Below are 21,584 nucleotides of genomic sequence, written 5' to 3'. Positions count from 1 at the left end.
TATCGATCTTCCCGATTAAGACACTATCGTGTCATCTCGACCATTGGGAGAGATCTCAAACCACCCCAATTTCAACCAAAATCATGGGATTTCAGATTTCTCGCTGCGCTCGAAATGACAGTTAAGTCAGCCATAACGCACTCGCAATGCAGCCTGGACTTCAGGATGCACAAATTCGGATACATCGCCCCTCAGAGCGGCGATCTCCCGCAGCAGCCCCGAGGAGATAAAGGCAAACTGCTCCGCCGGTGTGAGGAAGAGTGTCTCCACCTTGGGCGCCAGCCGCCGGTTCATACCGGCCAGCTGAAATTCATATTCAAAGTCCGAAACGGCACGCAGACCACGCAGAATCACATCCGCCCCGCACTGCTGCACAAACTCGACCAGCAGATTGTCGAAGGCACAAATCTCCACATTATCGATATCCGCCAGCACAGTCTCCGCCAGCGCCACCCGCTGCGCCAGATCGAATACCGGACTCTTGCCGGGGTTTACGGCCACCGCCAGTATCACCCGATCGAAAAGCTTCGCCGCTCGCGCAACCAGATCGCTGTGGCCATTGGTGATCGGGTCGAAGGTTCCTGGATAGACAGCTACCGGCATCGCTTCAGACCTTTATTTCAAAATAAGATGATAGTAGCAGAAACCCATGAAAGGAATGATATTTGTCAGCCGCTATCCATCAGGGAATTGAAAAGCGTGCCAGCCCATACCGGACCTGTCCCGCCCTCTTCTCCTTGAGCAACTTCCACCCCTCCGGCAGCATTGGAAGTCCTCGCCCTGCATCATCCTCCAGATAGATCCGGGCATTGTCTGCCAACCAGCCATGCAACTGCAACAGGCGGCAACTCTCCGCCAGCAGGTCATCGGCAAAGGGGGGATCGAGAAAGACCAAGTCGAAAGGCCGGGATGGCTGTTGCTCCACCAACCACGCCAGTGCATTGGCGTGAACGATCTCAAGCTGATCCAACTGCAGCAGAGAACGGTTGGCCTCAAGTTGCCGCGTAACGGCGGCAGCGGAATCCAGCATCACCACCTCGCGGGCACCCCGGGAGGCCGCCTCCAGCCCCAGGGCGCCACTGCCTGCAAAAAGATCCAGGCAACGTGCCCCTGGAATCAGTGGCTGCAGCCAGTTGAAGAGTGTTTCACGAACCCGGTCGCCGGTAGGCCGCAGGCCAGGCAGGTCAGGGAAATCGAGTTTCCTGCCGCGATGTACACCGCCGATGATGCGCACCTTATTGGAGGATCTTTTTGGCATCGATTTAGTGTAGGCCTGTTCAAGCGTAGCGGAACCGGCAACCCCGTTCTTTCAGAAATTCAACGATGCCCGATCCGCTACGCTTGATCAGGCCTACGCTTTTCAGGTTTCAGGTTTCAGGTTTCAGGTTTCAGGTTTCAGGTTTCCAAGATTGCGTCGATCCGGAAACGCGTCAAACCCTATTAACAAAAATTTTGTAAACTCGCCCTGTCACCTCGTTAAGAGGGGAAAGTCTCGCCATCCCTGGCGCGACTTAAGTCATTCTTATTCACCCCCGGCCCGGACTTCCTGTCCTGTCGTTCGCTATGCGGCGAAGGTCCACTGGACCTTAGGTCATAGCTCACCCTGTCACCTGTCACCTATTTTTCCAACCCTAACCGTCACCATTCGATCCGGATGCACCCGCCGACGAAACGCACTGCGAATCTGGTCCGCAGTTACCGACTCAATCTTGCCGGTAAAGGCGTCGAGATAGTCCAGAGGCAGGTTGTAGAAACCGATCACCGCCAGGTATTCCACGATCTTGCTGTTGGATGAAATGCGCAGAGGAAATCCTCCAGTGATGTTCTGCTTGGCTGCGGTCAACTGCGCTTTCGTCGGCCCATCCTCGACAAACCGCTGCAGGGTATCGGTCAATACCTGTAATGCCTGCTGCGCTTGCGAGTTCTTGGTCTGCAGCCCCATTTGAAACAGACCAGGCTGGCGCATCAGCAGAAAATAGCTGTAAACACTGTAGGCGAGTCCCCGCTTCTCCCGCACCTCTTCACTCAACAACGAAACCAGACCGCTGCCACCCAGGATGTGGTTGCCGACGTAGAGGGGGAAGTAATCCGGGTCACCCCGCCGGATACCCGGCTGACCCACATAGATATGGGATTGGGTAGAAGGAAACTCGATAGTTTCCACTACTGCCTTCTTCAGCTCCGGGACCGGCGGCAGCTTCGGCGAATGTTCACCCGACTTCAATCCACCGACCACCCGTTCCGCAATCGCTTCCGCCTGTTCACGGTCCACCGCCCCCACAATGGCCACCAGTGCATTACGCGCCACATAGAGCTGTTTATAAGTAGCCACAATCTTCTTACGGGTGAGCGCCTTCACCGATGCGGTGGTGCCTTCCGAATCGGTTGCATAAGGATGGTCGCCATAAACCAGGTGATAGAGCCGCTTCTTGCCGGTAGTACCTGGCGACTGTTCATCCTGCAGCAGACTGGCGAGGGTTGCCTGCCGTTCCCGCTCCAGATCTTCCGTGTTGAACCGTGGCTGAGCCAGCACCGCCGCCAGGGTATCCAGTGTGGTATTCAGCGCATTCTGTTCGGTGAGACTGCGCACCGATGCCCAGGCCATATCGCGCAGAGAACCCGTATCCAGACTGGAACCTACATTCTCCAAGCGTTCGGAGATCTCATTTGCACTCCAATCGCCCGCCCCTTCAGTGAGCAGAGTATTGGTCAGAGAGGTCACACCCAGATTATCTCCGTCGCGGGCACTGCCCGCATCGAACACAACCCGCACGTCGACCATAGGTATCTCGGGGGCAGGAACATAGAGCACCTTGGCGCCGTTTGCGGTCTGCCAGGTCTGTATGACCGGCCCTGCCAGCAGATTGCCGGAGAGTAGCCAACCCAGGGTCAGCAACAATAGTTTCGAAAAAAACTTACTTTCCATGTCGACCTCCAGCAGCGCGACGCTGTTTCACCCCATCCATGGGCTGGGGATCGAGTTTCGCCACACTCAAATTGTCTTCGATCAGATACTTCCGGGCCACCTGCTGGACCTGTTCGGCAGTGACTGCCTTCAGATGATCCACATACTCATCCGCCAGTCGCCAATCGAGCCCCACCGTCTCCAGACGGCCGATCAGCATCGCCTGATAGAAGACCGAATCCTTCTCGAATACCTTGGCCGCAACGATCTGATTGCGCACCCGGGCCAGCTCATCCTGGCTGACCAGCTCCGTCTTGAACCGCTCCACCTCTGCCAGAAGTTCCGCCTCAATCTTGGCAATATCCTTGCCCGGCACCGGCGTGGCGTCCAGCATCAACATACCAGGCAGACGGGAGAAGGCACTGTAGTCCGCATCCACCGCAGCGGCATTCTTGCTGCCACGGATCAGATTACGCGTAAGCCGGGCGCTGCTGCCGCCGTCCAATACATAGGAGAGCATCTCCAGCGCATAGGGTTCCCACGCCTCGTCGGCCTTGCCGATCACCGGCGTTTTGAAGCCCATCAGAACATAGGGCTGCCGCGCCGGCGCCTTGACCACGAAACGCTTGATGCCACGCTGTTTCGGCTCGGTGCGGGGTTTGAGAAGATCGACCTTTTCCGCCTTCAATGGACCAAAATATTTTTCCGCCAAAGTGAATACCGCCTTGGGTTCCACATCGCCCACTACCACCAGGGTGGCATTGTTCGGTGCATACCATTTGCGGTACCAGGCCTGCAGATCCTCCACCTGCATCGCATCCAGGTCGGACATCCAGCCGATAACGGGGATGCGGTAGGGGGAGGCTTCATAGGCACCCGCATTGAACTGCTCATAGGTGAGAGACTGAGGTTTGTCCTCGGTGCGCATGCGGCGCTCCTCCTTTACCACTTCAACCTCTTTGGCAAACTCTTCTGCCGGCAGGGTCAGATTGCGCATGCGATCCGCCTCCAACTCAAAGGAGACATGCAGACGATCCTTCGACATGGTCTGGAAATAGGCGGTGTAGTCGCGGCCGGTGAAGGCATTCTCGCTGCCGCCGTTGGCGGCAATGATTCGGGAAAACTCTCCCGGCGGATGCTTATCAGTCCCCTTGAACATCATATGTTCCAGCACATGGGAGACACCCGTTATGCCACCATGTTCGTAGCTGGAACCGACCTTGTACCAAACCTGGGAGACCACGATCGGCGCCCGGTGATCCTCTTTCACGATCACCTTGAGACCATTTTTCAGTTGGTGTTCATGGACCTGGGCCTGTACCGCGAACGCACTCACGAAGAGCGTCAGGGCCACCGCAAATAGCTGTCGATTCATCAAAAAACCTCTGTGCCAGCCACAAAAGACATCAAAACAGGGTAAATCCGTTTTACATGCACTTGCCGGCTTGTAAGAATGTCCGTTTAAAAAGTGACGAATAACTCGTGGAGCCGTTCAGCACTTCATTTGTATTTGTTGACTAATATCCCGACGGCATTGTTCCAAAGCTCGCCGGGATTGTCCAAACAGAAAATTATGAGTGCAGAGAACCGTTAGAGTTCCTCACACCAAGCAGGAAAACCTCTTACATGTTCGGATTTGGAAAGAAGAAAAAAGCGGAGCAGGCGGCAATACCCGAACCGTCACCACAAGAGAAACAAGGACTCTTCTCGCGTCTTAAAGAGCGTCTTGCGCGCACCCGCCACAACCTCACCGACGGCCTGGCCGACCTGGTACTGGGCCGCAAGACCATCGATGATGAACTGCTGGAAGACCTGGAGACCCTGCTGCTCACCGCCGATGTGGGCGTCGATGCCACCAGCCGCATCATCGACGATCTCACCGGGCGGGTAAAACGCAAGGAACTCGCCGACCCCGAGGCGCTGAGCCGCCTGCTCAAGGCACAACTGCTCGACATTCTGCAAGCCAACGAGACCCCGCAGGCAAAAGCGGAACAGGACAAACCGCTGGTGGTACTGATGGTCGGCATCAACGGTGCTGGCAAGACCACCACCATCGGCAAGTTGGCGCGCAAGCTCCAGATGGACGGCGAGAGCGTGATGCTTGCCGCCGGTGATACCTTTCGCGCCGCCGCCGTGGAGCAGTTGCAGGCCTGGGGCGAACGCAACGAGGTTCCAGTGGTCGCCCAGCACACCGGCGCCGACTCCGCCTCAGTCATCTTCGACGCCCTGAAAGCCGCCACGGCCAGAGGGATCGATGTACTGATCGCCGACACCGCCGGACGCCTCCACACCAAGACCAATCTGATGGACGAACTGGCCAAGATTGCCCGGGTGATGAAGAAGATCGACCCCTCCTCGCCCCACGAGGTACTGCTGGTCGTCGATGCAGGCACCGGGCAGAATGCGGTCAACCAGGCGGTGCAGTTCAACGAGACGGTTGGACTGAGCGGCATCGTCATCACCAAACTGGACGGCACCGCAAAAGGCGGCGTGATCTTCGCCATCGCAGACAAGGTAAAAGTACCGATCCGTTTTATCGGCGTCGGCGAGGCCATTGAAGACCTGCGGGAGTTCGATGCCAAAGAGTTTGTGGACGCACTGTTCGAGCAATAGGGCCTGGATCGATGATTCACTTCGATAACGTCAGCAAACGCTACCCCGGCGGGCATACCGGCCTGGCTGGCGTCAGTTTTCGTATCGGACCGGGAGAGATGGTCTTCCTCACGGGCCACTCAGGCGCAGGCAAGAGTACGCTGCTTAAACTGATTGGCCTGCTGGAACGTTCCAGCGGAGGCCAGGTGCACGTCAACGACCGCAATCTCACCCGCCTGAAGAATAGTCAGATTCCCTACCATCGGCGCGAAGTGGGGATGATCTTCCAGGACCACCGGCTGCTGAATGACCGCACCGTCTTCGACAACGTGGCACTGCCGCTTGTGGTTTCGGGCATGGGATACAAGGAGATCTCCCGCCGTGTGCATGCAGCACTGGACAAGGTCGGGCTGCTGAACAAAGAGAAGGCCGCGCCGATCACCCTCTCCGGCGGTGAACAGCAGCGGGTCGGCATCGCCCGCGCGGTAGTGAGCAAACCCCCACTGGTACTGGCGGACGAACCCACCGGCAATCTCGACCCGAAACTCTCCCAGGAGATCATGGAACTGTTCGGATGGTTCAACCAGGTCGGCGTCACCCTGCTCATCGCCACCCATGATCTCGATCTGATCTCCCGCATGGACAAGCGGATTCTCACCCTGAGCAACGGACAGCTGGTGCAGGACACCGGGGAGACGCAGTGAGCAAGGGTCGCAATAATACGATGCGCCGCCGCCCCGGGTTCCGACCCGATATATGGCTGCAACGCCATCTTCAGGTGGCCTTGGCCAGCCTGGGACGACTCACGAACGCCCCATTGGGTACCCTGATGACCGCCGCTGTGATTGGTATCGCCCTTGCCCTGCCCATCGGCCTGCACGTTTTGCTCAACAATCTGCAAAATGTCAGCGGCGGCTGGGAGAGCGGCGCAAGCATCTCCCTTTTCCTGAAGCAGGAGATCAGCGACAAGCAGGCGACTGCACTGAGCAAAAAACTCCGTTTGCACCAGCGCATCGAATCGGTTCAGGTCATCTCCAAGGCATCGGCTATGGCGGAATTTCGCCGCCTGAGCGGTTTTGGGGATGCCCTGGAGGCCCTCGACAGCAACCCGCTGCCCGCTCTGCTGGTGATCCAGCCAAAGAGCGAATACAGCACACCCGAGACGGCCCAACTGCTGGTGCGTGAACTTGGCCTGCTGCCGGAAACCGATATCGTCCAGCTCGACCTGCAGTGGGTGCGGCGACTGCAGGCAATCACCGAAATCGCCCAGCGAGCGGTACTTGTCCTCGCCACCCTGTTGGGACTGGCGGTGTTGCTGATCATCGGCAACACGATACGTCTGGAGATCCAGAACCGGCATGCCGAAATCGAGATCACAAAACTGATCGGCGCCACCAACGGCTTCATCCGCCGCCCCTTCCTCTACACCGGACTCTGGTACGGTCTCTTCGGCGGCATCATCGCCTGGCTGCTGGTCGCCATATCCATCCTGCTCATCAGCGGCCCGGTGGCGCAACTGGCGATGCTCTACCAGAGCGCCTTCGACCTCTCATCCCTGGATATCACCACCACCCTGCTGTTGCTTACCGGCAGCGCCGGACTGGGCCTGTTAGGCTCCTGGATCGCGGTGGGGCGACATTTGAGTGCGATTGAGCCAAGTTAGAGTAGATGTCAGTGTCCCCTTTTCCTTGGGATTTTGGCGCCTGACTCCGCTGTTCCATTCAAGTTCTCCATAGTCCTGCCGACTGAATATCAGAGAAAGAAGCGTGTTGATCAACCCACTCACCGCTTCGCTCTACTCTGGTGAGCTAATGAGCAGGAGATAAAAGGATGCATCACGGACAGATCAAACTGATTTTTGGGATGATATTTTTTCTAAGTGCCACGGCCCACGCGGAACAGACGCTACTGGCTACCAAGGTGGGACAACCCCCAGTGATAGATGGGAAAGGCGGCGATCCCGCCTGGTCTCAGACCACAACAATTACCACCCATGCCCGAGTGGCAGATATCCCCGTCGAACTACAGGCGGTACATGACGAAAAGCGCCTCTACCTGAAGGCAAGATTCCCCGATCCCACTGAAAACCTCGTACAAAAGAACCTGGTTTGGGACAAAGAAAATGAACTCTACCGTACCGGCCCCAAACGAGAAGATACTTTCGTCATCAAATGGAGCATGGAAGAAAGCATAATCGACCTTAGTCTCTCTGCAAACGCACCCTACAAAGCCGATATCTGGTATTGGAAGGCTCATCGTACGGATCATGCCGGTCGTGCCGATGACAAACACCAGATCTACAGTACCATCCCCATGAAAAAAAGCAGCCAGCAGGTCGCCAAAAGCGGCCAGGTATTCCATCTCGCCCGGCGCTCTGATGCGGGTCGATCCGCCTATAAGAAACGCATCGTTATAGATTATGAGGGTGATGATGTAAGGGGTCTGATACTGCAGACACCCGAAGGAAGCAGGGCCGATGTGGCTGCTAAAGGAGAGTGGAAAAAGGGCTTCTGGACCATTGAGTTTGCACGCACTCTGGATAGCAGGCATGCGGATGACCAGGCGATCAGCAAAGATAAACCCGTACAGTTTGGCATCTCCCGTTATGAGATCGCCGGACGCAATCCAGACCCTGACCTCGAACAACCCAACTATGGTAGCGGGGAGGTCGGAGAGACACTGTTTCTCCAGCTGCAGTAGCCAAAGAGGCAATCCACATGTCATTACGCCTCCTGTTCACAATCGGTACTCTTGGTTTATTCAGCACAATGCTGGGTATTGGCTATTTAGCACACCAACACTCCGAGCAGGCTGAAGAATTCCTCTCACGCATGGTCACCCGATATACGCCCACACTGCTCAAACTGCACAGATTACAAAACCTGCTGGATCAGTCACAAAATCTATACTCCCTATATCAACGCCAGCCCAAACGCGCCGGTGACCATGCAATGGAGCTTGCCATTCAGTTGCGTACATTGGCTGAGCAGTCCCGGGACTCCGATCCTGTAGCCGGCACACTACCCAGCCAAATTGAGCGTCTGGCCATCAGCCTGGATCAATTCATCAAGAGCAAATACTCAGATAGTAAAAACGAAGAGACTTTTGCTCAGTTGCGGGAAAACATCAGCCTCCAGATCTCCCATTTACAGCAGAAGATACATGAGCCACCCACGCCCTATGAGGACGAAATTGGCTCTAACAACCTGCCACTAAAGCAAAAAATGCACCATCTGCTGAACGGCATTGAAATGGTAGTGGTCGAAGTGGGTGATTGGGAACTCGTGACCCTGACACAGGTTATCGAACCAATAATCCAGGCCATGAAAGTTACCAATACTCTGACAGAAAGCCTTAATGAGAGGGTACAGCAAGACGATAAAAGCAATACCGATGCCTACAAAACCATTCTTTCCAGCCTCAAAGGGGTCACTCGCAGCAGTAAGCGTCTGAAAGTAACGACTCTGCTTTATGCTCAAGCGCTTAATGACAATGACCCGTCCGCTGCCGAGGTACTGGAAACGGAAGAGTTGATCGAGGTATTTCGTGGGGATCTGAATACGAAGATGGACACACTCCTACGTGACACCAAGACCAGACAAGCACACGAAATGGAGGTAATGATCGGCAGTTTTGCAGACAATCAATCCCATTTCATGATGTTCGCCCTGGCTGCTTTGTGTCTTGTGATACTGGGCATGATAGTGACTATTCACATCATACAAAGCCCCATACTTGGTCTGCTTTCCTACACGAAAATGATCGGCCGGGGAGAGTTTTCCGTCCACCAGGGAAACACTTATCTCAAGGAATTCTCACGACTGTTTTCTGCCTTTGGCGAGATGGCAAATAATCTTCAGCGGAAGGAGAACGAACTAAACCAAAACCTGCTTCAGCTTCACCAGGCCAATCAAACAATCAACAAATCTAACGAGGCGCTTGAAGAGAGGGTGATCGAACGCACCAGAGCACTGAAGGCCGAGAAGGTGAACGCCGAGAGTGCCAACCGGGCGAAATCAAATTTTCTCGCCACCATGAGTCATGAGATACGCACCCCAATGAACGGGGTATTGGGGATGCTGCACCTGCTGGAGAATACGAAACTGAGCGACACCCAGAGGCGCTATATCACGACTGCGAGCCACTCCAGCGATCTGTTGCTCTCTGTTATCAATGACATCCTGGATTTTTCCAAGCTGGAATCCAAAAAGCTGGAACTTGAATCACTGCCATTCAACCCGATTGCCCTGATCGAGCAGACGGCGGCTATGCTGGCCAAATCGGCTCACCAAAAAGGTCTTGAATTGATCTGCTCCATAGCTCCGGAGGTTCCGTGTGTGATCAAGGGCGACCCTACGCGCCTGCGCCAGATCCTGACCAATCTTGCCAACAACGCCATCAAATTCACCGAGGCAGGTCAGGTGGCCCTTTATGCGTCCTATGCACAGGAGCGGATTTACTTTGGCGTTGTCGACACCGGCATCGGCCTGAATGAGGATCAACAAAAGCGCGTATTCAAAGCATTCACCCAGGCAGACAGCACCCACACCCGCAAATATGGTGGCACCGGCCTGGGACTGGCGATCAGCCACGCCCTGGTAAAGGCCATGGGCGGCTCTCTCGAACTGGCCAGTGCGCCGGAAATCGGCTCCAATTTTCATTTTGATCTGCCTGCCGTGGAATCAGACCAGGAGACCTGTCGTCTCGTACCACCTGAATCATTGTCCCGTAAACGCATTTTGCTGGCAGACGATCAGGTAAGCACCCGGAACGTCATTGAACGCATGTTGAAAACCTGGGATGTGGAAGAGGTCGACCAGGCAAACACAGGGAGTGATGCCGTGGCCCAGGCCAGCGCTGCGGCAGCCGACAACAAGCCCTACGATATCGTCCTTCTGGATGCGACCATGCCTGGCTTGGCGGGCAGCGAACTGGTACAGGCCATCTGCTCCGAAGCCGGATCGCACAAACTACACATCGTGGAGTTGCGTACCCTGGATCAAAGCGAGGAGCCGGTGCCGGGAGTGGATGCCTGGATAAACAAACCGATCAGCCAATCAGATCTCTTTGACACATTGCTGGATCTCTACGGAGAATCTATTGCCACTCATGGTTCAGATCATGTCAAAGATGCCCGGGACTGGTGGTTTGGCGGCAGCAAACTCCTGTTGGTGGAGGACAACCCCGTCAATCAGGATGTGGCATCCGAGATACTGAGCAGCGCCGGTTTCAACATCGACATCCGGGAAAATGGGGCGCAGGCAGTCGCTGCCGTGCAAGAGAGTTCCTATGATACGGTGCTGATGGATATTCAGATGCCGGTCATGGATGGTCTCACCGCAGCCCGGAAAATTCGCGAACTCGGCAATGATTACGTGGCTCTACCAATTCTTGCCATGACCGCACACGCACTGGCTGGTGATCATGAGAAGAGCCTGGAAGCGGGAATGAACGGACACATCACCAAGCCCATCAATCCTCACGCCATGTTCAGCGAGATTGCTGAATGGGTTGCTCAGAGCGAAAAACCTCAGCAGACCGATCAGAAAGAGGAGCTGGCAGAGAGTGAGCCACTACCGGAACTGCCAGGCATAGATACGGCGGATGCCCTTGAGCGTATTGGTGGCAATCAGAGCGCTTACCGAAGAATACTCGGGAACTACCGCGACAGAAACCTGGACGTGGTAGAACGTATCACAGCAAATATCCGCAATGAGGCGTTGACCGAAGCCGCACATACAGCTCACTCCCTTAAAGGCAGCAGTGGCAACATCGGCGCCAGGCAGGTCCATCAACATGCCGCCTCTGTTGAACAACACTGCCGCAACGAACAGCCTGCCCAGGCGCTGGAAGAGCTGGAAAATCTGCATACCAGTCTGCAGCAGGTGATCGACGGACTAACTCAACTGGATGAACCCGCAGACGAATCGGCTCCAGTTGAGAGCAACGCCGACATTGATCCCGATGAACTACAGAACTTACTGCAACAGCTAGAAGGGTATCTGGATAACGACTTGAGACAGGCGGGGGTCTTGCTGAAAGAGATCCGGCAGAAAGCAAAGGATACAGAATTCAGCCCGTCCTTGAGCGAGATAGAGCAAGCATTGAATGAGTTCGATATCGATGCTGCTAAAACAAGTATTGGACGTATTTGGCAACAAGTGTAAAGAGAAAAAACAGCAATGAATACCGAGAAAAAACGCATTCTTATCGTTGACGATTCAGCGGACGACATCCACTTTGTGATGGAAAGCTTCTCAACAGATTATGCGGTGCTGGCAGCCACCAGTGGTGAAAAGGCGCTGCAGATAGCGGACAGAGATCCTCGCCCTAACGTCATCTTGATGGATGTGGAGATGCCGGGAATGAATGGATATGAGACCTGCCGTCGTTTGAAAGAAGCCGAGCCCACGCGGGATATAGACGTGATTTTCGTATCATCCCACGATACAACCGAAGAAAAACTGGCCGGTTACGATGCGGGCGGCAGCGACTACCTTATCAAACCAGTTCAGCCGGAGATGTTGGCACAGAAGGTCAAGCTGGCCATTAACAACAGAGCTGACCGTGAGGCATCAGCGGAAGAAAGCTCATCGGCCATGCAGACGGCAATGACCGCTATCTCTAACAGCGGCGAACAGGGTGTGATCATTGATTTTATGCGGCGTAGTTTTTCGGCTGACAATAGTAAAACCCTGGCAAGACTGGTCGTGGAAGCCACCGCCAGCTATGGACTGGAAAGCAGTGTGCAGATCAACAATTCCGAAAAGTCTGTCTATGCTAGCAGTAGTAAGTCTATACCACCGCTGGAGCAGGAACTCCTGTCAAGACTCACGGGAGAGACGCGAATTCTGGAAAGCGGCAGCAGATTGATCCTGAATTTTGGCGCTGTCTCACAACTTATTAAAAATATGCCGGATGATGATGACCGATGCGGCAGGCTGCGTGATCATATGGCCATTCTGCTGGAAGGTGCTGAGGCTCGCGCTAAAGCATTGGCCATCCAGACAGGGCTTGCCAGTGTTGTGGCCGACTCGAATCAAACACTATTGGAAATCGAGAGTCTACACAAAAAACAGCAACAGTCGGGCATGCAGGTCATGGATGATGTAGTGCAGGATATTGAAACTGCATTTTTCACTTACGGACTTACCGAAGATCAGGAAAGAAAGATCATGGATATTGTGCAGCTTGGCGTGGATAAATCGCAGCTGAACTTAGAGCAAGGCCTCCAACTCAATCAACAACTGCGTACCACCATCGACCGTCTGGCGCATTTTTCATCCATGTAATCTAAAGAGGGTCATGCGCCACAACCCCCATGCACCCCAAACTGTGATTAGCGGCAATACAATCCAATAGGGCGTCTCGCTTGCAAGATTCCAGCCCACTGCATCACGCGCAGCAACAACTGCGCTTAAGGAGACAACCGGCCAGTAGACCGTAATCCCAAGCGCGGCGCCAAGAATCACACGGCCCCATGTCCGTCCTAACCAATGCCCAACCAGACCCACCGCAAGAAGAGGGATATAGGTTACGAGATCACCAAAAGCGAAGCCGTACCAAAAGGCAACGCCAACCTCCGAAATCTGTTCGGCCGACTCCTGTGTGCCCATGGCGACTCCGAGATCGTAGTCAAATGCGGGAATCGCCTGGGCGTAAATGAGGTAGAAGAGCAAGAGCCAGCCCGGCCATTGCACTAACCAGAAACTGATGTCCCGTTTCATTGATTATATCCTTTGATTACAACTCAATCATTGTCTTTGATTCGCACCATCAAATGTAACACGCTTCTCGCAAGAAGATACCTGGCGTCTGTTCCTGGCTGTTTACTGATGTTCCTCGTGGAGAATAAGTGAATACGAGGGGACAGCGTCCATCTCTCCCTCCCCTCTCGGATGGATAGGAGGGAGCGACAAAATCAAGCGCTAATCCGCCGTTACCGTACGGATCGTACCACTCACCTGCGCCTTGGTGGTGACATCCTCCTCCTGACGTTTCGTAGGAATCTTAACCGTGGAGATGATAACTGCTGCGATGAGACTCAAGACGCCGGTGATAATGAAAGCGAGCAGGTAGTTGTTCATGTCTCCCAGGTAACCACCGAGCATTGGACCGACGGTACCACCCAAACCATAGGCAAGAAACACATAGCCATAGTTCTGGCCGAAGAACTTATGTCCGAACGTGTCTGTGGTGATGGCGGGAAACAGCGCGAAGTTGCCGCCAAAATTGAAACCTATGAGTGCCGCGAACAGATAGAGCGAGTATTCGAATCCAGCCACATAGGGAAATGCGATAACGAACACCCCCTGGCTGGCGGCCATAATGATCAGCGAGGTCTTACGCCCCCGATGATCACAGTTGACTGCATGGCCGATGGTGTCACTGATCTTGCCCCAGCCGATTCGTCCTAGCGCATTGAAGATGGCGAACACCACCATTGCAGTACCGGCAGTCGCATCGGCCAGCGTTTCAGCCATACCGGATGCGGCAAGAGCCTGACTCGGAAACTGCTTCATCAGTCCGATACACATCAGACCTGCGGTTGCACCGATGGAAAAGGTGGAGAATATCGACCAGTAGTGGGTGGATCTGATCATCTCCTCACTGCGAAAATCAAATTTACTGCCTTTCTGATCCGGCTTCGGCGGTACGAATTCTGGTGGGAAGCTCATCCACAGGCTGCCGATCAGTACCAATACCATGAATAGCCCGCCATAGATCATAAAGGTGGCACCAATGCCATAGTCAGCAATCAGACCACCCCAAGTACCCGCCAGCTTTACCCAGATCATGGCTCCAAGACCGAAACCGGCTACTGCAACGCCGGTGATAAGGCCCTTCTTGTCCGGAAACCACTGCATACCAACCGCAATAGGCACCACATAGCCGAGTCCGATGCCCGCACCACCCAGAAGCCCGACACCAATCAGGGTCGGCCAGAAACTCTCTCCGCCCATAGCACCGGCAAGCAGATAACCGGCACCCAGCATGATGCCGCCGGCAGCTGTCAGCTTGCGGGGACCGAATACATAGAGCTTACGTCCCGCATAAACCATCACCAGCGCAAAGGCCACCAGCCCTACTGTGAACGGCCACTGGGTATCGGATGTCGACCAACCTGAAATCTGCAACGGTTTTGCGAATACTGACCATGCATAGATCGCGCCGAGAGAAATCTGTATTAACAGCGCTCCAAATACCACCCACATTCCGTGACTACTTTTACTGCTCGGCATTGTCTTTTGTTACCTTGATGAAAGCAGCGGATACTACTGGATCTATATAACGGTTCTGTGACAAAAACTTGAGTTGAGAAACTGGGAAGCTTTCTTCAGTGCCAATAGCGGAAGACTTTTTGAGACGAATTACGAGGCAACATACGAGATGGGCTGGAGTTCAGCACTTTAAATGGGGAAATTTTTCTCCCTATACCCACTAGATTTGGCCATTTCAACTAAACTCAACATAGTAGGCTGCTTTGATGTAGAGGGAGACGACAGATGAAGATTACAAAGAATATCAGACTGTTTTTTGTCACCGTGATGCTGTTGGTTCCGACGCTGGGCCATACAGCCATGATCAGCTTAGACGGATTTACGTCTGGCTCCACCTTCGGTATGGGAACAGTGCTTTCAGAGGCCGAATTCGACTTCACTCAGGTTGGGGGCGGCATCAGTGGCAGTCCACGGTTTGTTGATGTGGGTGGTGGAAATATCGGCATTGAGGATTCGATCGATGATGCGTATGGGCAATGGATCGGATTCATCCGGGACGACGGCGGGGATTTCACTTTCGATTCAGTCACCGGCCTGAACCGAATCATCGGCCTGACTCCGGTTGAGGGCATCTGGGTCAACGGCTATCTGGGTGGCGTTCTGGTGGCACAGGACAAATTTTTTCCAACCACCAACACCCCCACCTTGTTTGCCGCCAGCAACCTGCTGGGCCTGATTCTGGATGAGGTGAATATTGCCCACAGCCATTATGTGCCTTTCAACGAGGATGTGGTTCTAACAGCAGTGCAATTGACCCAGATACCAGAGCCCATAACCTGGCTGCTCTTTACTGCTGGACTGCTGGGACTGTCTCGGAGCAAAGAAAAACGGCTGTAAGTTATGCCGTTTTGAAACGTTTGCAGTCAATCCCAGCCAGACCAATACACATTAAGAGCGAAGATGCTGGGTTCTGGAATGCTGTGCGGCCCTTGGTTGAGCTGGAGCCCAGTTACGCTTCAGTTTTATTTTTGACGATTTTTCCAAAAAAACCGTTCCCTTTTCACGAACCTGGGACTTGTCACCTTTCGTTCTGCAACGGAACCATCCCCCTAAACTCCGGTCATATTCTAGAGTTGGCACTCCCCGTCAGAGAGTGCTAATATAAAATTTGAGTAAAACACTGAGGTATTCAATGGGTAAGGAACTCGTGATCCCCATGTCGCTGCCCACCGGCAGCATTGACGCTTACATCAGCGCAGCTTATCGGCTGCCGATTCTGAGTGCGGAAGAGGAACACAAGCTCGCCGTCCAACTGCGGGATAATAAAGACCTGGCGGCAGCCCGTTCGCTGGTCATGGCACACGTACGCTTTGTGGTTCGTATCGCGCGCGGTTATTCCGGTTACGGCCTGGCCCTACCCGACCTGGTACAGGAAGGCACCGTTGGGCTGATGAAGGCGGTCAAACGCTTCGACCCTGACATGGGCGTGCGCCTGGTCTCTTTTGCGGTGCATTGGATCAAGGCGGAGATCCACGAGTTCATCCTGAAGAACTGGCGCATCGTCAAGGTGGCCACCACCAAGGCCCAGCGTAAACTGTTTTTCAATCTGCGCAGCTCCAAAAAGCGTCTTGGCTGGTTCTCCCAGGAAGAGGTCGAGGGCGTGGCGAAAGATCTGGGTGTAAAACCGGAGACCGTACTGGAAATGGAATCCCGCCTGTCCGGTCAGGATATCGCCTTCGATGGTCCTGGTAGCGATGACGAGGATGGCCTGGTAGCCACCCCCGCCGGCTACCTGCGGGATATGAGTCTGGAGCCCGCCTCCAGGGTTGAGGCCGTGGACAGTGAAGACCACATGAAACAGCAGCTGCTCACCGCCATGGATGGACTCGACGAACGCAGCCGCACCATTCTTGAGGCACGTTGGTTGGGGGAGAAGAAGGCTACCCTGCACGAATTGGCTGACAGTTTTGGCGTCTCCGCCGAGCGCATCCGTCAGATAGAGAAGAGCGCCATGGGCAAGCTGAAGGGCGTGCTTGCCGCCTGATCGATCTCTGTTGTAGAGACGGCTTTTTGCCGTCTCTACCGACAGCTACGCATACAACTTCCACTCAGCTCCGTGGCCGCTACACACCTGTCAAGACACTCTCCCACAGCTTCCGCAGTCGGCCGCTCCATGTAAGGTATCTCTCCCAGGCAGGGGGCAGGCATCCAGCTACAGAGGGTTTCAAGGTTTTCCCGCTGCGCATCCATATCCGGATCGATGTGGTTGCCCACCCATCCCGCCAGACGCAGACCAGAACCCAAAATACTCTCTTCCGTGAGCAGGGTGTGGTTGATGCAGCCCAGCTTCAGCCCTACAACCAGGATCACCGGCAGATCAAGCAGCCGCACCAGATCGGGCAGGGTGACACCGTGACCCAATGGCACCCGCCAACCGCCCACACCCTCCACAATGACCCGGTCAGCCTGAGTAGACAGTTCGACATAGTCAGCCTGGATTTTTCTCAGGCTGATCGGTCTCCCTTCCGACTTTGCGGCCAGATGAGGTGCGATAAACGCTTCATAGGCGAAGGGATTGACCTTTTCGTAGGGCAGTTGGATATCGGATTGGGCCTGAATTCTGAGCGCATCGTCGTTGCGCAGCCCTTCCGGGGTCGGGTCTGCACCTGCGGCCACCGGCTTCAAACCCACTACGCTGAGTCCCGTCGCCTGCAGCCGATGCATCAGTCCCAGAGCCACCTCCGTCTTGCCGCAACCTGTGTCAGTGCCGGTGATGAAAAAACCTTTATTGAAATTCATAGACTCTGCTTCAAACTATCGAAAGGGATAGAGGTCACCCCATCCTGAGTGCGCTGCCGGGGCGCCCATGCCAATCCGTAAACCACCTCGTAACTGGCAGGCAATCGCCCATTGTTGCGAAAAACCTCATAGGCGCTGAACATTGCCTGCAACCGCCCCTTGCCGGTCAGTCCCTGCTGCCGCCCGCGGGTGACATTATGCGCGCCCAACGCCTTGAGATCACGCATCAGCCCCGGCACATCCTCGTAAGTCAGTTGCATACGATCCACATCCACTACCGGATCGGAAAAACCCGCCCGCAACATAACGTCGCCGATATCATGCATATCGGGAAAAGGACTAACGTGGGGATAGCCATCCACCTCGGCCCAGCTCTGGCGCAGCTCTTTCAGGGTATCCGGACCAAAAGTAGAGAACATCAGCAGGCCATTGGGACGCAGTACCCGCAGGAATTCGTTGAAGGTCTGTTCCAGATTATTGCACCACTGCAGCGCAGCATTGGAGAAGAGCAGGTCCACACTCTGATCCGCCAGCGGCAACTGCTCCGCATCGGCGCAGAGACAGCGTGGACGCCTGAACAGGGAACCCCGTTTACGCGTCTGCTGCAGCATCGGCAGGGCAAAATCCAGTGCCAGGATACGTGCCTTCCTGTACTGTTTGGCAAGCGCTGCAGTGGCCTCCCCGGTGCCTGCCCCCACATCCAGCACCACCGATGGTTGATGGCGGATATAACTCAGACGTTCGAGCATCCGCCGGGCGGTATCACGCTGCAGAACCGCCACCTCATCATAACTGGTGGCAGAGCGCTCAAAGGCCCGGCGGGCCTGGCGCTTGTCGATATGAGCGACGGGCTTACTGCTCACGGCTACTCTCCAAAAAGGTTTCTATCAGTGCCAGCGTCTCATCCTGATGGGAGAGAAAAGGCGCATGGGCCGCACCGGAAATTCTATGCACCTCAGCCTGGGGCAATATAGCCGGCAACAGGTCTGCGGCGGCTGCCGGGACCAGCGTATCCCGCTCGCCATAGAGCCAGAGTGTCGGCATCTGCAGAGCAGCCAGATCCTCTCGCAGATCAACATTCTTCAGCAGCGACAATCCTGTCTCCAGGGCTGTAGGTTGCGGATCAGGCTTCTCCATCAGACGGATCTTGAGGGCGCGCAATGTGGCGCGGGCTTCATCACTGCCACGCACCTGCAGGGCGAGAAAACGCTCCAGCGTCTTGCGATGATCCTGCTTCAAGGATGTCGCAAACTGTCCGAAGGTCTTGTCTGCCATGGCATGGGGCCAGCTTTCTCCCTGCACAAAACGTGGGGTTCCCGCCAGGGAGATCAGCTTCTGCACCCGTTCCGGCTGATCCAGCGCAACCTGCAACGCTACCTGCGCCCCGAGAGACCAACCGATCCAGACCGCTCGCTCAGGAGCCACTGCAAGACAGGCGTCCGCCCACTCCCTGAGACTGCGCTTTTCGGTAAAGGGACTGCCACCATGTCCCGGCAGATCTATTAGGATCACTCGCCGGTTTTCGGCCAGACGTTCGGCAAAACCGCCCCAGACCGCCGAGTTCATGCCCCAGCCGTGCAGCAGCACCAGCGATCCCCCCCGACCAAGGGTTTCCAGGTTGAGGCTCATTCGTCCACTTCCGGCAGTTCCGCCAGCACTTCCAGCAGTCGTTCCAACTGGGCATCGTTATGGCTTGCACTGAGGGTGATACGCAGCCGCGCACTACCCTCCGGCACAGTGGGGGGACGAATGGCTGAGACGAGAATCCCCTGCGCCTCCAGATGGCGGCTCCAGGCCAGCGCCCGGCCAGCGCTGGCCGCCACGATTGGCTGGATCGGTGTCTCCGATGCCATCAGGGAGAGACCGAATCCCGCCACCTGCTCCCGGAAACGGGTGATCAACTTTTGCAGACGTTCACGGCGCCAGGACTCCTTCTGTGCAATCTGCAGACTGACCAGCGTTGCTTCGGCCAAGGCCGGTGGGGTGGCAGTCGTATAGACATAGGGACGCGCCTGCTGAATCAAAGTCTCGATCAGAACCTCGCTGCCTGCGACAAAAGCGCCAAATGTCCCCAGTGCCTTGCCGAGAGTTCCCATCAGGATCGGCACCTCCTTTTCACTCAGGCCAAAGTGGCTGGTGCAGCCGCCTCCTGTTTTACCCAACACGCCGAGACCGTGGGCATCATCCACCATCAGCCAGGCGTTATTTTGCGCAGCCAGCCGGGCCAGGTCAGGTAGGGGTGCAAGATCGCCATCCATGCTGAAAACACCATCGGTGACGATCAGGCGCCGTCCCTCCCCTGCCGCTTTCAACTGCCGTTCCAGGCTGTCGACATCCGCATGCTGATAGCGTTTCAGCCTGGCTCTGGAGAGTACTCCGGCATCCACCAGTGAGGCGTGATTGAGGCGGTCTTCAAATAGCTGGTCGCCACGTCCCAGAAGGGCGGACACCACACCGAGATTGGCCATATATCCGGTGGAGAAGAGCAGCGCCCTGGGCCGTCCGGTAAAGACCGCCAGCGCCTCTTCCAGTTCCTCATGGGCACGACTGTGACCGCTGATCAGATGTGCTGAGGCACTGCCCACACCATAACGCCCGGCGCCCTGCTGCAACGCACGGACCATCTCTGGATGATTGGCCAGCCCAAGGTAATCGTTGCTGCAGAATGAGAGCATCGGGCGGCCATCCACCAGCAGCTCAGGCCGCTGCGGACCATCGACCGTTCGCCGGGCGCGATAGAGATCGTCCCGGCGGCGTTGGTTCAGGTTTTTATGCAGAGAATCGAACATTGTTGATTAGGTGACAGGTGACAGGTGACAGGTGACAGGTGACAGGTGACAGGTGACCAAGTCTGCGTCGACCTCTTCCGGAGTCAATACTTTTTCCAGCACCTACAATAGCGACGAATTTAGGTCTTTCCAGTGGCACGGCGACCTGAAACCTGTCACCTGCCACCTTCAACAACCGAGGTGACGAACTCAAAAAACCCTGCCCCTTTTAACTATCGCTATCCCACCTTCCTGCAAGGCTTCTTCGCCGCTTTTACTTCCGACTCAACGACCTGTTCCATCTGCATACCCAGGCGGTCGAACAGCACCCGGTCGCTGTCTGTTTCAGGGTTGTCGGTGGTGAGTAAGCGCTCACCATAGAAGACGGAGTTGGCACCGGCGAGAAAACAGAGCGCCTGCATTTCGTCGCTCATTTCATTGCGTCCGGCGGAGAGGCGCACGTAGGATTCCGGCATCAGGATCCGCGTAGCCGCGATGGTGCGAATGAACTCAAACGGGTCCAGCGCATCGGTACCGAAAAGCGGTGTACCCTCTACCTGCACCAGCAGATTGATCGGCACCGATTCCGGGTGTTTTTTGAGATTGCACAGCTCACGCAACATGCTCGCCCGGTCACTGCGGGACTCGCCCATGCCCAGGATGCCGCCGGAACAGATGTTGATATCTGCGTTGCGAACATGGGCCAGCGTATCGAGCCGGTCCTCGAAGGTGCGGGTGGTGATGATGTTGCCGTAAAATTCCGGCGATGTATCCAGATTATGGTTGTAGTAGTCGAGTCCCGCCTCACGAAGTTGCACTGCCTGGGGTTCTGTCAGCATACCAAGTGTCAGACAGGTCTCCATGCCGAGATCATGCACCGCCTCCACCATCTCTATGACCCGCGCCAGGTTTTTGTCTGTAGGATTGCGCCAGGCCGCGCCCATGCAGAAACGGCTGGCACCTTTAGCCTTGGCCGCTTCCGCCGCCTCAACCACCTCGTTCAGAGGCAACAGCTTCTCTTTCTCCAGATCGGCGCTGTGTTTCGCACTCTGCGAGCAGTAGCCGCAATCCTCCGAGCAGGCGCCGGTCTTGATGCTGAGCAGACTACTCACCTGCACCTGATTGGGGTCGAAGCGGGCACGATGGGTGCTCTGCGCGCGGAACAGCAGATCATTGAAGGGCAGATCCAGCAACGCTTCGATCTCGTCGAGGCGCCAATCATGGCGTAAAATGGTTTCGTTCATGGCGATCTTTGCGGGTTGACCAAATCCCGCAATAGTAAGGATCGAGCGCCCCCTG

General features: G+C 55.5%; 19 protein-coding genes. 8 read left to right on the top strand and 11 right to left on the bottom strand.

Annotated elements, in window-relative coordinates; all coding sequences use genetic code 11:
• Nucleotides 1–126: 126 nt before the first annotated feature.
• The 4 genes from coaD to HPY30_11330 all read right to left on the bottom strand — a co-directional run bounded on the left by coaD (nucleotide 127) and on the right by HPY30_11330 (nucleotide 4,280).
• Nucleotides 127–603 carry a pantetheine-phosphate adenylyltransferase gene (coaD, locus tag HPY30_11345; GenBank protein QYZ66529.1) on the bottom strand — a complete coding sequence of 159 codons (477 nt, stop codon included), beginning with the start codon at nucleotides 601–603 and terminating at the stop codon, nucleotides 127–129.
• Between the two features lie 79 nt (nucleotides 604–682).
• A complete protein-coding gene (gene rsmD, locus HPY30_11340; GenBank protein QYZ66528.1) occupies nucleotides 683–1,258 on the bottom strand; it encodes a 16S rRNA (guanine(966)-N(2))-methyltransferase RsmD in 576 nt (191 codons plus the stop codon).
• A gap of 348 nt (nucleotides 1,259–1,606) precedes the next feature.
• A complete protein-coding gene (locus HPY30_11335; GenBank protein ID QYZ66527.1) occupies nucleotides 1,607–2,926 on the bottom strand; it encodes an insulinase family protein in 1,320 nt (439 codons plus the stop codon).
• On the bottom strand, nucleotides 2,916–4,280 hold the full coding sequence (locus HPY30_11330; GenBank protein ID QYZ66526.1) for an insulinase family protein: 1,365 nt from the start codon (nucleotides 4,278–4,280) through the stop codon (nucleotides 2,916–2,918). The genes HPY30_11335 and HPY30_11330 overlap by 11 nt, the downstream gene beginning before the upstream one ends.
• 251 nt (nucleotides 4,281–4,531) lie before the next feature.
• Here HPY30_11330 and ftsY point away from each other — a divergent pair, with 251 nt between their 5' ends.
• The 6 genes from ftsY (at nucleotide 4,532) to HPY30_11300 (ending at nucleotide 12,789) form a co-directional block, all read left to right on the top strand.
• Nucleotides 4,532–5,518 carry a signal recognition particle-docking protein FtsY gene (ftsY, locus tag HPY30_11325; GenBank protein ID QYZ66525.1) on the top strand — a complete coding sequence of 329 codons (987 nt, stop codon included), beginning with the start codon at nucleotides 4,532–4,534 and terminating at the stop codon, nucleotides 5,516–5,518.
• A gap of 11 nt (nucleotides 5,519–5,529) precedes the next feature.
• Nucleotides 5,530–6,201, top strand: a complete 672-nt coding sequence (gene ftsE, locus HPY30_11320; protein ID QYZ66524.1) for a cell division ATP-binding protein FtsE — start codon at nucleotides 5,530–5,532, stop codon at nucleotides 6,199–6,201.
• A complete protein-coding gene (gene ftsX / locus HPY30_11315; GenBank protein QYZ66523.1) occupies nucleotides 6,198–7,160 on the top strand; it encodes a cell division protein FtsX in 963 nt (320 codons plus the stop codon). Before ftsE ends, ftsX begins: the two co-directional genes overlap by 4 nt.
• A gap of 167 nt (nucleotides 7,161–7,327) precedes the next feature.
• The gene (locus tag HPY30_11310) at nucleotides 7,328–8,197 is read left to right on the top strand and encodes a hypothetical protein (GenBank protein QYZ66522.1); all 870 of its coding nucleotides are present in this window, start codon (nucleotides 7,328–7,330) and stop codon (nucleotides 8,195–8,197) included.
• 17 nt (nucleotides 8,198–8,214) lie between these two features.
• Nucleotides 8,215–11,664: a response regulator gene (locus HPY30_11305; protein ID QYZ66521.1), complete on the top strand. Its 3,450-nt coding sequence runs from the start codon at nucleotides 8,215–8,217 to the stop codon at nucleotides 11,662–11,664.
• A 15-nt stretch (nucleotides 11,665–11,679) separates the two neighbouring features.
• Nucleotides 11,680–12,789 carry a response regulator gene (locus HPY30_11300; protein QYZ66520.1) on the top strand — a complete coding sequence of 370 codons (1,110 nt, stop codon included), beginning with the start codon at nucleotides 11,680–11,682 and terminating at the stop codon, nucleotides 12,787–12,789.
• On the opposite strand, the gene HPY30_11295 is transcribed toward HPY30_11300, so the two are convergent.
• Both HPY30_11295 and HPY30_11290 read right to left on the bottom strand, forming a co-directional pair.
• Complete coding sequence (locus HPY30_11295) at nucleotides 12,778–13,224, bottom strand: hypothetical protein (GenBank protein ID QYZ66519.1); 447 nt, start codon at nucleotides 13,222–13,224, stop codon at nucleotides 12,778–12,780. The two genes, HPY30_11300 and HPY30_11295, sit on opposite strands and share 12 nt — an antisense overlap.
• A gap of 201 nt (nucleotides 13,225–13,425) precedes the next feature.
• On the bottom strand, nucleotides 13,426–14,739 hold the full coding sequence (locus HPY30_11290; GenBank protein QYZ66518.1) for an OFA family MFS transporter: 1,314 nt from the start codon (nucleotides 14,737–14,739) through the stop codon (nucleotides 13,426–13,428).
• A 264-nt stretch (nucleotides 14,740–15,003) separates the two neighbouring features.
• Here HPY30_11290 and HPY30_11285 point away from each other — a divergent pair, with 264 nt between their 5' ends.
• Both HPY30_11285 and rpoH read left to right on the top strand, forming a co-directional pair.
• Nucleotides 15,004–15,615: a PEP-CTERM sorting domain-containing protein gene (locus HPY30_11285; protein QYZ66517.1), complete on the top strand. Its 612-nt coding sequence runs from the start codon at nucleotides 15,004–15,006 to the stop codon at nucleotides 15,613–15,615.
• 295 nt (nucleotides 15,616–15,910) lie between these two features.
• Complete coding sequence (gene rpoH / locus HPY30_11280) at nucleotides 15,911–16,762, top strand: RNA polymerase sigma factor RpoH (GenBank protein QYZ66516.1); 852 nt, start codon at nucleotides 15,911–15,913, stop codon at nucleotides 16,760–16,762.
• Between the two features lie 35 nt (nucleotides 16,763–16,797).
• On the opposite strand, the gene bioD is transcribed toward rpoH, so the two are convergent.
• The 5 genes from bioD to bioB all read right to left on the bottom strand — a co-directional run bounded on the left by bioD (nucleotide 16,798) and on the right by bioB (nucleotide 21,529).
• Entirely contained in the window at nucleotides 16,798–17,517 is a 720-nt protein-coding gene (gene bioD, locus HPY30_11275) for a dethiobiotin synthase (GenBank protein QYZ66515.1), read from the bottom strand.
• The gene (bioC, locus tag HPY30_11270; protein QYZ66514.1) at nucleotides 17,514–18,380 is read right to left on the bottom strand and encodes a malonyl-ACP O-methyltransferase BioC; all 867 of its coding nucleotides are present in this window, start codon (nucleotides 18,378–18,380) and stop codon (nucleotides 17,514–17,516) included. The genes bioD and bioC overlap by 4 nt, the downstream gene beginning before the upstream one ends.
• On the bottom strand, nucleotides 18,370–19,146 hold the full coding sequence (gene bioH, locus HPY30_11265; protein ID QYZ66513.1) for a pimeloyl-ACP methyl ester esterase BioH: 777 nt from the start codon (nucleotides 19,144–19,146) through the stop codon (nucleotides 18,370–18,372). The genes bioC and bioH overlap by 11 nt, the downstream gene beginning before the upstream one ends.
• Nucleotides 19,143–20,306 carry an 8-amino-7-oxononanoate synthase gene (gene bioF, locus HPY30_11260; GenBank protein ID QYZ66512.1) on the bottom strand — a complete coding sequence of 388 codons (1,164 nt, stop codon included), beginning with the start codon at nucleotides 20,304–20,306 and terminating at the stop codon, nucleotides 19,143–19,145. Before bioF ends, bioH begins: the two co-directional genes overlap by 4 nt.
• A gap of 218 nt (nucleotides 20,307–20,524) precedes the next feature.
• Nucleotides 20,525–21,529, bottom strand: a complete 1,005-nt coding sequence (gene bioB / locus HPY30_11255; GenBank protein ID QYZ66511.1) for a biotin synthase BioB — start codon at nucleotides 21,527–21,529, stop codon at nucleotides 20,525–20,527.
• Between the last annotated feature and the right edge of the window lie 55 nt (nucleotides 21,530–21,584).

The organism is Gammaproteobacteria bacterium (ex Lamellibrachia satsuma) (genome assembly GCA_019623805.1).
Lineage (GTDB): Bacteria > Pseudomonadota > Gammaproteobacteria > Chromatiales > Chromatiaceae > QGON01.
This window is presented reverse-complemented; position numbering and strand designations above follow the sequence as displayed.

Bases quoted from the DNA above. Each gene is read 5' to 3' on its own strand.
- HPY30_11300 (QYZ66520.1), top strand. From the start codon at position 11,680: ATGAATACCGAGAAAAAACGCATTCTTATCGTTGACGATTCAGCGGAC.
- rsmD (QYZ66528.1), bottom strand. From the start codon at position 1,258: ATGCCAAAAAGATCCTCCAATAAGGTGCGCATCATCGGCGGTGTACAT.
- bioB (QYZ66511.1), bottom strand. From the start codon at position 21,529: ATGAACGAAACCATTTTACGCCATGATTGGCGCCTCGACGAGATCGAA.
- rpoH (QYZ66516.1), top strand. From the start codon at position 15,911: ATGGGTAAGGAACTCGTGATCCCCATGTCGCTGCCCACCGGCAGCATT.
- HPY30_11290 (QYZ66518.1), bottom strand. From the start codon at position 14,739: ATGCCGAGCAGTAAAAGTAGTCACGGAATGTGGGTGGTATTTGGAGCG.
- bioH (QYZ66513.1), bottom strand. From the start codon at position 19,146: ATGAGCCTCAACCTGGAAACCCTTGGTCGGGGGGGATCGCTGGTGCTG.
- bioD (QYZ66515.1), bottom strand. From the start codon at position 17,517: ATGAATTTCAATAAAGGTTTTTTCATCACCGGCACTGACACAGGTTGC.
- coaD (QYZ66529.1), bottom strand. From the start codon at position 603: ATGCCGGTAGCTGTCTATCCAGGAACCTTCGACCCGATCACCAATGGC.
- HPY30_11310 (QYZ66522.1), top strand. From the start codon at position 7,328: ATGCATCACGGACAGATCAAACTGATTTTTGGGATGATATTTTTTCTA.
- HPY30_11285 (QYZ66517.1), top strand. From the start codon at position 15,004: ATGAAGATTACAAAGAATATCAGACTGTTTTTTGTCACCGTGATGCTG.
- ftsY (QYZ66525.1), top strand. From the start codon at position 4,532: ATGTTCGGATTTGGAAAGAAGAAAAAAGCGGAGCAGGCGGCAATACCC.
- HPY30_11305 (QYZ66521.1), top strand. From the start codon at position 8,215: ATGTCATTACGCCTCCTGTTCACAATCGGTACTCTTGGTTTATTCAGC.
- HPY30_11330 (QYZ66526.1), bottom strand. From the start codon at position 4,280: ATGAATCGACAGCTATTTGCGGTGGCCCTGACGCTCTTCGTGAGTGCG.
- bioF (QYZ66512.1), bottom strand. From the start codon at position 20,306: ATGTTCGATTCTCTGCATAAAAACCTGAACCAACGCCGCCGGGACGAT.
- HPY30_11335 (QYZ66527.1), bottom strand. From the start codon at position 2,926: ATGGAAAGTAAGTTTTTTTCGAAACTATTGTTGCTGACCCTGGGTTGG.
- ftsE (QYZ66524.1), top strand. From the start codon at position 5,530: ATGATTCACTTCGATAACGTCAGCAAACGCTACCCCGGCGGGCATACC.
- HPY30_11295 (QYZ66519.1), bottom strand. From the start codon at position 13,224: ATGAAACGGGACATCAGTTTCTGGTTAGTGCAATGGCCGGGCTGGCTC.